Origin of the sequence: Burkholderia sp. GbtcB21, from assembly GCF_019091065.1 — a bacterium.
GTDB classification, from domain to species: Bacteria; Pseudomonadota; Gammaproteobacteria; order Burkholderiales; family Burkholderiaceae; genus Burkholderia; species Burkholderia pyrrocinia_C.
The window spans coordinates 23,413-35,987 of the sequence record NZ_JAGXKA010000024.1; the positions used below are offsets into that span (position 1 = coordinate 23,413).

Sequence of the window (12,575 nt, forward strand, 5' to 3'; positions counted from 1 at the left end):
ACGCCTATTTCTATTTTCTTCGAGAGCCTAGGGAACTCTCGTCCCATTCATCAAGCCTATTGATTTGGGGAGCAATTGGTCTTCGGCGTATGGCAGTGTGACCTTGCCCCTGTTTCGCGAATCCCATAGCCGATGCAATCAGGCCGCTTGCCCTTGCTGACCGGCGGCCCAATTCTTCTCGAACATCATGGGGCTGACGTAGTTCAATGTGGAATGGAGTCGACGGGCATTGTAGAAGCCGAGCCAGTCAATGACTTCGTCCATCGCCGCTCGTCGCGTCGCAAAGTGCCGGCCGTGCAGCCGCGCCACCTTCAGCGAACCCCACAGGCTTTCGGTCGGCGCATTATCCCAACAATCGCCGCGCCGGCTCATCGACGAACGCATGCCGTACGCCTTGAGCGTGTCCTGGAAGAGCCCGCTGCAATACTGGGCGCCACGGTCGCTATGCACAATCACGCCGGCGTCGGGACGGCGTCGGAACCATGCCATGCGCAGCGCATCCGTGACCAGTTCGGCCTTCATATGCGGCTGCATCGACCAGCCCACCACCTGCCGGCTAAACAGGTCGATGATGACGGCCAGGTACAACCAGCCTTCAGCCGTCGCCAAGTAGGTGATGTCGCTCGTCCAGACCTGATTCGGCGCCAGCGCCGTGAAGTTGCGCTCGAGCAGATTCGGCGCGACCGGCAGACCATGATTCGAGTTCGTCGTCGCGATGTACTTGCGCTTGTGCCGGGCACGCACGCCGTGCTGCACCATCAGCTTGCGAACGCGCTCCTTGCCCACACGTACGCCGCGTGCAACCAGTTCTTTCCACATGCGCGGCCAGCCGTATTCGCCTTTCACTTCCGCGTGAATCGCCTTGATGTGCGCCAGCAGTGCATCGTCGCTCACGCGGCTGCGCTGCGGCTTGTCCTGAGCGGCGCGTTGCCGCCGCTGGTGAAAGCCGCTGGGGCTGACTTCCAGCACCTCGCATAACATCGAAATCGGCCAGTGACGGCAATTGCGTTCGATGAAGGCGTACTTCACGTCGAGTCCTTCGCGAAGTACGCACAGGTAGGTTCAATGAGTCGCTGCAACAGCCTCGCATAGTTTATCGGCCGGAGACATGAAGCCTAATGTCTTTCTGGGCCTTTCATTGAGCCGCGCTGCGATCTTGTTCAATTCCGCCTGCGAGTATTGATTGGAGTTGCCCCTGTAATACCGGACACAGCGTCACACTAAGGTTGCCGAATCCATCGAGCGCCGGAACTCGCGAGGCGAGCGGTATTTCAGCGCGCTATGGGGATGCTTCTCGTTGTAATGCTCGAACGCGATGGCCAAGTTGCGTGCAGCAGTCGCTGCGTCCGGCTTCGGCATGAAGGCGACGTAGTCGCGTTTCATCGTCTTCACGAAGCTCTCGGCCATCCCGTTACTTTGCGGGCTGCACACCGGCGTGGTCAATGGCTTCAGGCCGATGGCCACTGCGAACCGGCGCGTGTCGTCGGCCGTGTAGCCCGAGCCGTTGTCGCTCAGCCACTCGATTTCGGACGGGGTATGCAGTTCGTTGCCAAATCGATTTTCCACTGCAGCCAGCATCACGTCGCGCACGATGTCACCGCTGTGGCCTGCCGTCGTGGCCGCCCAGCTCATCGCCTCACGGTCGCAGCAGTCCAGCGCAAACGTCACGCGCAGCGGCTCGCCGTTGTCGCAGCGAAACTCGAATCCATCGGAGCACCATCGCTGATTGCTGCGCGCTACGGCCACCTTGCCGTCGTGTCGACGTTGGGGGCGAGGCGGAATCGGCCGACGCTGCATCAGCAACCCATGTGTGCGCATGACGCGATAGATGCGCTTGGCATTGAACGGCACCAGCCCAACCGCGACGCGCTCGTTGCGCAATATGCCCCAAACCCGGCGATAGCCATAGCTGGGCAAATCGCCGATGACCCGGCGGATTTCCTCGACTGCGACCGCGTCGTCAGTCTGCCTCGATTGACGGCCATCGCGCCACGTCGCCGGACGCGACAGTCGTGCCGATACGTTCGAGCGCGACACGCCGAGAACATCACAAACCAGTTTCACTGGTCGTCTATATGAACGTCTCTATATGAACGTCTCCCGTTTGTGCAGGTTTTCTTGTGCGTTGACGGACAGGATGGGTTGCAGCTCTATATCCGGCCTTTCTGCAGCCAGTACCGCCGCTGCGGGCCCCGATGAAATCCGCTGACTCGTGCCTCATTCCTCCGACGAGCTCAAGACTCTACGACCAGTTCAGGCTTGGCGAGTCACGGTCCTACCTGGTTCGTCATCACACGCAAAACCTGCGCAACCTTTCGACAATTCTTCCTCTGCAAAACATTGAGCTTCTACGCGGCGCAGCCAGTCATGCCGGCTTCACACTAACGTAGGTCTTCTCGTACTGCTTCTCGTGTGCAAGAACAGCCCAAACCGTTCGCGCCATCTTGTTGGCCAACGCAACGATTACGACATTCGGCGGCCGACGCTTTCTGATTTGCTCAATCCACGGGCCGGGATCTTTTGCGTTTGCCAACACACTGCGCGCACCGTGTATCAGCAACGTGCGCAGATACGTGTCGCCGCGCTTGCTGATGCCCTGCAGATTGACCTTGCCTCCCGATCCTGACTGCTTCGGTACCAAACCGATGTATGCCGCGAATTCCCGCCCAGATCTGAACACCTTCGCGTCCCCCATCGTTGCTACCGCCGCGGTGGCCGTAAGCAATCCGATTCCCGGTATCGCAGCGATAGTCGCGCATGCCCGATCTTGCTTCATCCATGCTTTCAGCCGCCTCTCGATTGTCGCGATCTGTTCGTCCAGCTTCGCTAGACCATTCCACTGCTCGCGTAGCGTGTCGATCAGCATCGCCGGCAGGCGCTCGGCAAGCCGCTCCAGCACGCCAGATATCCCTTTATCGAGTGACGCACGGCTCGTGCCCATCACTTCACCGTATTCGGTCAACAAGCCGCGCAGCGCGTTGATCTGCATGGTCCTGACCTTTACCAGTTGCTGACGGGTTCGGTGCATCGCCAGTACAGCTTGTTGGTCCTCGGTCTTTACCGCGACTGCTTTGCATGGCTGCTGCACTGCGAGCCATATTGCTCTCGCATCTGCTGCGTCGTTCTTGTTGCCGATGTTGAACGCCTTGACGAAGCGCGCCGGCATCAACTTAACCTGATGCCCCATCTTCTCCAACTCGCGTGCCCAGTGCTGTGAGCCGCCACATGCCTCCATGCCGATCAGACATGGCGCCCGATTTGCAAAGTACTCGAGGAATCCGGCGCGCTTGATTGCCTTATTCACAATCTCACCCGTCTCCATATCCACGTGGTGGACCTGAAACAGAGACTTTGCGATGTCAATCCCTACTGGCGTAAGCTTCATGAGGATCCTCCGGTTTGCCTGTGAAGACCTCAATGATCTTCCTCTTTGGGGCACTCTGATGCCGTCGGCCCGCGAGGATCCACCTTCCTGATTTCCCACTCTCGTCGGTCGCGAGAGTGGGAGACGTTCATTTCATTCCTCCGGCAGCGAGGGCGAGTGCGCTATCCATTAATAGGATGGTCCGCCCCTCCCGTAATCGCGTAATCTGGGCCGACGCCTGTTTCCGTCCTCGGAGGTGTGCCATGAGCCAGCAATGCTCTACTGCGATCGCCCGCATGGGCATCGATATCGGGAAGTCCGTGTTCCACGTCGTCGGCCTCGACGCCAAGGGCAAACCGGTGTTCCGGAACCGATTTACGCGTGAGCGACTGCTCGAGTTCCTGGCGCGTGCGTCACCAACGATCATCGGGATGGAGGCGTGCCCTGGTAGCAACTGGCTCGCTCGCAAAGCGATTGGTCAGGGACATCAGGTCCGTATCGTTCCCGCACAGTTCGTCAAACCGTTTGTTAAGTCGAACAAGACCGATATCGTCGACGCAGAGGCTATTGCCGAGGCGATTTCTCGTCCCACCATGCGCTTCACGCAGCCGAAAACAGAAGCACAACTCGATCTGCAGGCACTACATCGAGTTCGGCAAAGACTGGTTTCCAGCAAGACAGCCATCGTCAATCAGGCTCGTGCATTTTTGCTCGAGTATGGCCTGACTATCGGAGCCGGCCCCGCATACTTCGTTCGCGATATGCCAAGCATCCTCGCCGACGACGGCAACGGTCTAACGCCTGCGATGCGCGATCTGTTGCAGGAGCAGTGGCAGGAATACCGCTCCATTGAGGCACGCCTTTTGCAATTACGCCGCCAGATCGAAGCAATCGCAGGGGCCGACGATGTCGCCACACGACTGATCTCGGTACCGGGTATCGCGCATCTGACCGCAACCGCGATTACTGCCTTCGCCGGTACCGGTACGCAGTTCAAATCCGGACGCCATTTCGCTGCCTGGCTAGGCCTTGTTCCCGGCGAATTCTCCACTGGAGGCAAGCAGCACTTGCTCGGGATTACCAAGCGAGGCAATCCATATCTGCGCAAGCTGTTGATCCATGGTGCACGAGCGTGCGTGCTACATCTCGACCGAGCCAAGGATCATCTCGGGCTCTGGATCTCGCAGATGGAAGCGAAGGGGATACACCGCAACAAGGTCATCGTCGCATTGGCCAACAAGCTCGCACGCATCGCGTGGACCATCCTCACACGACGAGGAACGTTTTATCTTCGGCAGCCGCAAGCACAGTAGGCTACCGATCACCCGTCAAGGTTTGCAGACGTGCAATTGATGACGAAACAGCGCACCGGCGTTCGGTAAACCCGGGACAAAAAAACGGCCTTCGAGGTCAGTCCACTTATTGGGAACTGAGCGCGCATATCCCATCATGGCCTTGCCGCCAAAAGCGGCTGACTCGCGAGAGGCCGGATACATTTACGCAAACTGTCTCGTCGGAGAACGCCCGCTTGCAAAGCCGGGGCGGACCATACATTTTTTGCCCGGCCGTACTCGACTGCTTCGCGGAGAATCTCGTTCTCCATGGTCTTCTTGCCGAGCATCCGTTGCAGCTCACGAATCTGCTTGAGCGCGTCGGCCAGTTCCGAGGCCGGAACCACCTCCTCGCCAGCCTTGACCGCTGACAGGCTCCCATCCTGGTACAGCTTGCGCCAGTGGAACAGTTGGTTCGGATTCACGCCGTGCTGGCGCGCGACCATCGAAACCGATTTCCCCGGCTCGAAACTCCCGCGAACCATCGCCAGCTTCTGCTCCGCCGTCCAGCGCCGCCGGCGCTCCGGGCCCGTCAACACTTCCATCACTTCCTGCCTGGTGTTAGTCAAAAACACAGTCTTATGCCTACCCGTTATTGTAAGTGGGTGACTGTGTCCGGCGTTTCAGGGGGCTGCTCCATTGATCAAGTTGCGTACCGTGGGGCAAGTACTGACGCAGGAGTCGGTTCGTGTTTTCGTTGGTACCACGTTGCCAAGGACTTCGCGGGTCGCAGAAGTAGACTGACCTGGGACGTTTCTTGTAGCCGTTTGGCAAGTGAGTTCTCTTTTATCCTAGAGGCAAGGAGAACTCGATGAAGAAGCGATTTACCGACGAGCAGATCATCCGGATTTTGCGCGAGGCCGAGAGCCGGGACGAGCCGGTGAAGGATCTGTGCAAGCGCCACAACATCTCAGAACAGACGTTCTATCGTTGGCGCAACAAGTTCGGCGGCATGGATGTGGCCGACGCCCGTCGGCTCAAGGATCTGGAATCGGAGAACGAGCGGCTCAAGCGCCTGATTGCCGAGCAATTGCTGGTCATCGACGGACTGAAGGAATTCAGCCGAAAAAAATGAATACCCCAACGGGCCGGCGCGAAGCGCTGGAAGTCCTGACTCGGCGGGGTCTCTCGCAACGCAAGGCATGTTGTTATCTGGGGCTGAGTCGCCGGGTGGCCACCTATACGCTCAAGCAACCGGAGAAGGATCGGAGCCTGGGCGAGCGGCTGATGGCGGCCGCGCAGGAAGTGCCGCGCTTCGGCTACCGGCGGATGTCGGCTTGGCTGGCGCTGGGCGAATCGCGCGTGCGGCGAATGTGGCAAGCCTTGCGGCTCAACATTCCACGGCGGCGTCCTCGCCGGCGTCGTTGTGGCAACGACATTCGCTTGCCCGGTGCGACACAGCCGAATTCGGTCTGGAGCTACGACTTCGTGCACGATCAACTGGTCGATGGGCGGGCGTTGAAGATGCTTTGCGTGATCGATGAATACACCCGCGAGTGCCTGGCGATCGAAGTCGGCTCCAGCTTGCGGTCGCAGGATGTCATCCTGACGCTGTCGCGACTGATGCGGCTGTACGGCAAGCCCGCGTTCATTCGGTCTGACAACGGCGCCGAATTTACCGCTGCCAAGGTCATGCGCTGGCTGCGGGATGCTGCCATCGGTCCGGCCTTCATCACGCCCGGCAGTCCGTGGCAAAACGGGTTCGTCGAGAGCTTCAACGGCAAGTTGCGTGACGAATTGTTGAACCGGGAATGGTTCCGCAGCCGCGCCGAAGCCAAGGTGCTCATTGAACGATGGCGGCAGTTCTACAACGAGCGCCGGCCCCATAGCGCACATCGCTATCAACCTCCCGCCACGGTCCGTCGAGCCTGGCTGGATTCCGATAATATCGACACGAGACTCACTGCCTGACTGGTCACAAAATTCCGCCGCAGGTCAGAATTGGTCGGCAATGAAATACGATGCCAGAACATATGTGTGTCGTCTATTGGAAGGCAGCTGACGCGGCACGATCAGCAGTGTAGGCCCGGAGCTCGATTCCGTGAGCGGCCGTGCGGATCGAAAATCTGTCTGCATCAGCCTCGTGGATTCCGTGGTCTCGAGCAAATAGACGAACCTCGTGTGGTCGGTGTGCACGGTACGTTGCGCATTTGATCACAGTTCCCGACCGCGACTGTCGAATTTAATTAGAGGTGGTCGCGCAAATTCGGACAAGCGGATAAGTGGAACGGCCGGGGCCTGAGCCAGCGATAATGCCGGCAAAGGAACCCGAGAAATGACGAAGAGAACCCGACGGACGCACTCAGCGGCGTTCAAGGCGAAAGTGGCGCTGGCTGCGGTCAAGGGCGAGCGAACGCTGGCCGAACTGGCACAGCAGTTCGATGTGCACCCGAACCAGATCACGGAATGGAAACGGCAATTGCAGGAACGCGCGGCGGACGTGTTCGGCGCGGGCGGTACGCCGACGAACGAGCCGCCGGTTGATCTGAAATCGCTGCACGCGAAGATCGGACAACTGGCGCTGGAAAATGATTTTTTAAGCGGCGCGCTCGACAAGGCGGGATTGCTGAGCGCAAAGAAATGATCGACCGTAAGCACGCTTTGCCGATTGCGCAGCAGGCCCGTCTCGTCGGCGTGGCGAGATCGAGCGTGTATTACCGCCCCCAGCCGGTGAGCGAAGCGGATCAGTTGCTGATGCGGCGGATCGACGAACTGCACCTGGAATTTCCATTCGCCGGAGCGCGGATGCTGGCGCGTCTGTTGCGCCGGGAAGGCCATGAAATCGGCCGCCGGCGCGTGCGCACGCTGATGAAGCGCATGGGCGTGGAGGCGCTGTACTGCAAGCCGAACACGAGCCGCCGCAACGCGCAACACAAGATCTGGCCGTACCTGCTGCGCGGCATGAAGATCGACCGTGCCAATCAGGTGTTCGCCCTCGACACGACGTACATTCCGACGGCTCGCGGCTTTGTGTACCTGACGGCCGTGGTGGACTGGGCGAGCCGCAAGATTCTCGCGCACCGGGTGGCCATCACACTAGAGGCCACGCACGCTGTTGAGGCGCTGGAAGAAGCGTTTGCCCGCTACGGGTTGCCGGACATCGTGAACACCGATCAGGGCAGTCAGTTCACGGCAGGCGCGTTCACCGATGCCGTGCTGGGCCGACAGGTTCGCTTGTCGATGGACGGCAAAGGGGCCTGGCGCGACAACGTGTTCGTCGAGCGGGTGTGGCGCAGCATCAAGTATGAAGAGGTCTACCTGAAGGCGTACGAGTCGGTCAGCCATGCCCGGCGCTCCATCGGCGAATACATCGATCTGTACAACCGGAAACGGCCCCATTCGAGCCTGGCGGATCAGACGCCGGATGAGGCATACTTCGCGACGCTGCCTGCGATCAAATCGGCAGCATGATTGCCTCGGACGTTCCACTTAAAAATCCAAGAAAACTGTCCGAACGAGCGAGGCCACCTCTATTCTTCGACTGTGCATGCGCCAGATCTTGTTCAGTGATGCGGCCGTGCGTCAGGACTGGATGCGATCGGCGATGAGAATTCAGATTCGGTCGGCAGCAATTTGACAAGGCGGCTTTCGGCGTCAACCACAATGCGCGCAGGAATCGAGACAAGTCGCTTTTCGTAAATACTCAGGACTCGCTGAATCGCGATTTGTCCCTCGGGAGGAACATCGAATTTGCCGGTAATTTCGCCACCGATCGTGCATTTGTGTAACGCGACTTCGGCGGCACTGAACTGATTCAGATCAGGTTGGCGCACAACTGTCTCATGCACGAGGTACGCGCAGTTCACGGTGTCGAGAAGTTGCGCCACGGTCGCCACGTTTCCTTGCCTGGACGCGAGCAAAAATAGCGCATCGCGAAGTGCGATACACTTTGGACGTGTATGGTCGCCGGTAGAGGCAGCAACGTGTCCTGCGTCTTCGGCCGCCTGTTGTTTTCGCGACGGTTTGGGCCCGGGCGGAGCAGCGGTGCAATAGATGAACAGAATTTTGCGCTTCAGTCGGGGCGGGTCAAATACTTCAAGAAATGGCAACGTTACGTCGCAGAATTTCTGCTTGCGAAGACCGCCGACAATGATACGCTTGCGTGTAGTGATTCCGCCGGATTCTGGTGACGTCACAATTCGACCGGTGAACGACGCGGAGCCCAAAATGACTTTGAAAATCGTGAGTCTGAAGGTCGACCCAATGATGAAAAATCAGGCAGATTCGGTTCTGAGTGGTCTTGGAGTTAGTTTCAGTGAATTCATGCGCATGGCACTAATTCACTTGATCGAGCGTGGGGAATTGCCTTTCGACCGTGTCGATTCCGGCGTGCGTGTTGGGCGGCCGCTGATCGCGCAATGTGGTGGCGAACTGAAATGATTTCTTCGCGGCAATAACATGCGCGCGTAGTACGAGGCACGCTACGACATATGGCTGGTGCCCGCGGCTGGCGGCCGCATAGACACATCTTCATCTGTCTTCGTCTGGACGGAAAACATCGATTCGCGGCGGCACGTGCACGGCAAGCGCATCGTGTTCGTCGCCGGCGGCGCAACCGCGCATCTGGCCTGTCGGGACAAGCGACTGATCGATTGGCTGCGCCGCCAGAATCCGCTCTGCGAAGTCCTACATCCGATCGCTGAAGAGTAAGCATCTCGCGACGGCCCTCCGCAACACGACGCTCGTGTGAGTTACAGCGCGAGCAGCTACCGCATTCCAATGCGGTGCCAAGGAATCGTGGAGCGCCCGGCCAGGTAGTTGCGTATGGTGCGTGTGAAGACCTCCCCTTGATTTTCTTGCGTTCTACCGGTTCAGACCGACCTAGGCGCGACAAGGCGTTGTGATTTGACCCCAAAATAAGTGGTAATCAAATCAAAGACTTCCTGTCTGGCCCGATCATTCACGATATGGTGATGCTGATGGTCGATCATTTTCGTCCACGCGCGCGCTTCGTCCCGCGTGCGCAGACACGCCACTCGGTAGCATGCATCGGTAAAACACACCGAAATTAGCGCTCCGGTGAACACCGCTAGCGCCGTTTGTGAACGCCTACACCTGCGACGATCCGCGTGCCAACGGAAACGCCCGCCCTCGTCGTGACATCCAATTCCACGAGCGGGCACGAACCGCGTCCAGGCGGCGCCCCTTCGCCGTCCGTCAAAGCTCGGAGGAAATCAGATGAAAGCGATCAGGAATACCGTCTTATGCGGCGCGCTTCTCGCCGCCGGCTTGCCGGCGTATGCGCAACAAACCGGCCCGACCGATCCGCAGATCGCGGCAATCGTCGTGACAGCCAATCAGGTCGACATCGACGCAGGGAAGCTGGCTGAATCGAAAACGCAAAACAAGGACGTCAAGGCGTTCGCCGCACGCATGGTGCAAGACCACACCGGGGTCAACAAGGCGGCGGTCGACCTCGTGACCAAGCTGGGCGTGAAGCCCGAGGAAAATCCGACCAGCATGGATCTCAAGCACGGTGGCGACACCAATCTGCAGAACCTCGGCAAGCTCGACGGCGCCCGTTTCGACCGTGCGTACGTCGATCACGAGGTGACCTATCATGAAGCGGTGCTCGATGCGATCAACCATACGCTGATTCCGTCTGCCAAAAACAGCGATCTGAAGGCACTGCTGGTCAAGGTCGAGCCGGCGTTCGTCGCGCATCTCGAACATGCACGGCACCTGCAGCCGACGCTGGGGAAAGGCGGTGGCGCGGGGCAATAACGACCGCACGGCGCCGACCCGCGTGGCATCGTGGCGGCGCCGTTTCGGTGCCCGATGCGCACGCGCCGCCTGGGTGTGCGCGCTGGCCGCTTCGTCCGGCATGTTCGCCGAGTCGCACGTGGTCGTTGTCGAGCAGATGCGCTTCACGCCGGCCGAACTGACCGTACACCACGGCGACGAGGTGGTCTGGATCAATCGGGATCTGTTTCCGCACACGGCGAGCGCGGACGCGCACGCGTTCGACTCGGGCAGCATCGCGCCGCAGGCGTCGTGGCATTTCGTCGCGCGCCAGCGCGGGCGGTTTCCGTACTCGTGCACGTTCCACCCGACGATGCACGGCATGTTGATCGTTCGATGACGCAAACCGGGAGCATGCGATGACGACCGCTTTCGACACTCACGCGGCCGCCCCGGTCGACGACGAGCACGACGTCGTGCGCCGCGTCGTCGCCGGCGAGCAGGCGGCGTTCGAACTGCTGATGCGCCGGCACAACCGACGCCTGTACCGGCTCGCGCGCGCAGTCCTGCGCGACGACGCGGAAGCCGAAGACGCGCTGCAGGCAGCGTATCTGTCCGCCTATCGGTCGATCGCGCATTTTCGCGGCGACTCGGCGCTCTCGACCTGGCTGTCCCGGCTGGTGCTCAATGAGTGCTTTGGTCGCATTCGGCGCGCTAGGCGGCGGGCGGACGCGCTGCCGATCATCGATGCGGACGATTCATTCAATGAGGCGGACATGATCGACTTCTCGTCCGATTCACCCGAGCGGTCGGCGTCGCGCGCCGAGCTACGGGATTTGCTTGAACGCCGGATCGACGCGTTGCCGCCTGCGTTCCGGATCGTATTCGTGATGCGCTCGGTGGAAGAAATGACCGTCGAGGAAACCGCGCGGTGCCTCGCACTGCCCGAGGCGACGGTGCGCAGCCGGCATCATCACGCGCGGCGGATGCTGCGCGAGTTGCTGGTGCTCGATATCGATCTGGCCGAGCGCGACGCGTTCGATTTTTGCGGAGCACAGTGCGATCGGGTCGTCGCGCACGTGCTGTCCAGATTGCCGCAGGATGCCGAAGCGGGCGACAAGCGGGACACCTGAGCGCTCACGGCCGTTGCCGGATGGCAACTCGCGCTGGCGTACCCGAACTTGGCGGGGCACGGTGTGGGAACGCCCGAACGCCGGTCGCCGCACCCTGCTCGCCCTCGTGTGCCGGCAGGCGATGCGTGGCTTGAGGCGCCGGCCGACGTAGGTGCCGGTATCGGTCGTTTCGAGCTCGCGCGCAATTTCGTGCCCCCCAGCTCGTTCCCTCCTCAATATCGATTCCGGACACCCGGACCAGCCCCCTGTCGAATCGATTACTTGCCGGCACCGGTGGAGGGGACGCAAGTCAGCACAAGAATTCCCCCGTCATTTGTGGCAGCCCTGACTACCGCTCGATGGTATTCGCCCGGTCCGCAGAACCACTCGGCAATGAAATCGGCTCTGCAAGCATTTTGTGTACGAAAGCCCCCAGGCAAGGAGACCGGGTAACGGTATCGGCGGAATTACAGCATAGAGCCAGGAGGCGCGTCGCATTGCCATGATGCGCGCCGCAATTCGCACCTGGAGTTGACCCCGTGACCGACGGGATGGATGGCTGGATCGGTGTTCCGGGTGCGTTGCGCTGACAAGGGAAGGGGGCTTTCAAGTGGACGTCCGGTGCCATCCCACCCCCGTCGCGCTTACGGTGTCACCGCGAGTACCGTGTGCATGCCTGCCTCATAGTGCCCGGGCTTGTTGCAAATGAGGACGTAGTGTCCGGGAGTGAGCTTGAATGACGCGTACTTGCGCTTGCCCGGTGCGATATCCTCGACTTCTCCGACCTTGGTCAGTTTGTGCTCGAGCACCTGTCCCTTGCTGACGGGTAGAGCGTTATCGGCAAGATCTGTTTTGAGCACGACGAGTTCGTGCTCCATGTTGTTCTTCGCTACATTCGCTACGACCAGTTTGACGCGGCCAGCCTTCACGTTATGCTTTTCAAGCTGGATCGAGTTCGAGAGCAAGATCGCTTTGACGGATTGCTGTGCCCAGCCCACATGCGAAATCATGCAAAGCACGACAACGCTGGCGATTCTGTAAACAACACGCATGGCAGCCTCCTTTGCATAAAAAGTTGCGCAGACG

At 59.9% G+C, this 12,575-nt stretch carries 11 protein-coding genes and 3 pseudogenes; 8 read left to right on the forward strand and 6 right to left on the reverse strand.

Annotated features, from left to right (window positions below; genetic code table 11):
* Positions 1-138: 138 nt before the first annotated feature.
* The 3 genes and pseudogenes from KVT39_RS33365 to KVT39_RS33375 form a co-directional block, all read right to left on the reverse strand.
* A pseudogene (locus tag KVT39_RS33365) lies at positions 139-1,050 on the reverse strand (IS3 family transposase); the annotation flags it as partial.
* Between the two features lie 165 nt (positions 1,051-1,215).
* Positions 1,216-2,070, reverse strand: a pseudogene (locus KVT39_RS33370) (IS3 family transposase); the annotation flags it as partial.
* A gap of 295 nt (positions 2,071-2,365) precedes the next feature.
* The gene (locus KVT39_RS33375) at positions 2,366-3,385 is read right to left on the reverse strand and encodes an IS110 family transposase (protein WP_217591060.1); all 1,020 of its coding nucleotides are present in this window, start codon (positions 3,383-3,385) and stop codon (positions 2,366-2,368) included.
* A gap of 242 nt (positions 3,386-3,627) precedes the next feature.
* Between KVT39_RS33375 and KVT39_RS33380 the strand changes: the two genes are divergently transcribed.
* Entirely contained in the window at positions 3,628-4,677 is a 1,050-nt protein-coding gene (locus tag KVT39_RS33380; RefSeq protein WP_254640726.1) for an IS110 family transposase, read from the forward strand.
* A gap of 209 nt (positions 4,678-4,886) precedes the next feature.
* Here KVT39_RS33380 and KVT39_RS33385 read toward each other — a convergent pair.
* Positions 4,887-5,240: pseudogene (locus KVT39_RS33385) on the reverse strand (transposase); the annotation flags it as partial.
* A gap of 266 nt (positions 5,241-5,506) precedes the next feature.
* Here KVT39_RS33385 and KVT39_RS33390 point away from each other — a divergent pair.
* Positions 5,507-6,606 (forward strand): IS3 family transposase gene (locus KVT39_RS33390; RefSeq protein WP_217591061.1). Its coding sequence is split into 2 segments (ribosomal slippage): positions 5,507-5,759 and positions 5,759-6,606, totalling 1,101 coding nucleotides; the frame shifts between segments, so codons are not numbered across the junction.
* Positions 6,607-6,970: 364 nt separating this feature from the next.
* Positions 6,971-8,106 (forward strand): IS3 family transposase gene (locus KVT39_RS33395; protein WP_217591062.1). Its coding sequence is split into 2 segments (ribosomal slippage): positions 6,971-7,226 and positions 7,226-8,106, totalling 1,137 coding nucleotides; the frame shifts between segments, so codons are not numbered across the junction.
* Between the two features lie 92 nt (positions 8,107-8,198).
* Here KVT39_RS33395 and KVT39_RS33400 read toward each other — a convergent pair.
* Complete coding sequence (locus KVT39_RS33400; RefSeq protein WP_217591063.1) at positions 8,199-8,831, reverse strand: hypothetical protein; 633 nt, start codon at positions 8,829-8,831, stop codon at positions 8,199-8,201.
* Between the two features lie 31 nt (positions 8,832-8,862).
* Between KVT39_RS33400 and KVT39_RS33405 the strand changes: the two genes are divergently transcribed.
* From KVT39_RS33405 to KVT39_RS33430, 5 genes are all read left to right on the forward strand, one after another.
* Positions 8,863-9,075 carry a type II toxin-antitoxin system RelB/DinJ family antitoxin gene (locus KVT39_RS33405; protein ID WP_217591064.1) on the forward strand — a complete coding sequence of 71 codons (213 nt, stop codon included), beginning with the start codon at positions 8,863-8,865 and terminating at the stop codon, positions 9,073-9,075.
* Between the two features lie 57 nt (positions 9,076-9,132).
* Positions 9,133-9,345, forward strand: coding sequence for a hypothetical protein (locus tag KVT39_RS33410; protein WP_217591065.1), 213 nt, complete (start codon positions 9,133-9,135; stop codon positions 9,343-9,345).
* Between the two features lie 528 nt (positions 9,346-9,873).
* The gene (locus KVT39_RS33420) at positions 9,874-10,419 is read left to right on the forward strand and encodes a DUF4142 domain-containing protein (RefSeq protein WP_217591067.1); all 546 of its coding nucleotides are present in this window, start codon (positions 9,874-9,876) and stop codon (positions 10,417-10,419) included.
* Between the two features lie 73 nt (positions 10,420-10,492).
* Complete coding sequence (locus KVT39_RS38160) at positions 10,493-10,777, forward strand: cupredoxin family copper-binding protein (RefSeq protein WP_368858948.1); 285 nt, start codon at positions 10,493-10,495, stop codon at positions 10,775-10,777.
* Positions 10,778-10,796: 19 nt separating this feature from the next.
* Complete coding sequence (locus KVT39_RS33430; protein ID WP_217591069.1) at positions 10,797-11,510, forward strand: RNA polymerase sigma factor; 714 nt, start codon at positions 10,797-10,799, stop codon at positions 11,508-11,510.
* A gap of 623 nt (positions 11,511-12,133) precedes the next feature.
* On the opposite strand, the gene KVT39_RS33435 is transcribed toward KVT39_RS33430, so the two are convergent.
* Complete coding sequence (locus tag KVT39_RS33435) at positions 12,134-12,541, reverse strand: sulfocyanin-like copper-binding protein (protein ID WP_217591070.1); 408 nt, start codon at positions 12,539-12,541, stop codon at positions 12,134-12,136.
* Between the last annotated feature and the right edge of the window lie 34 nt (positions 12,542-12,575).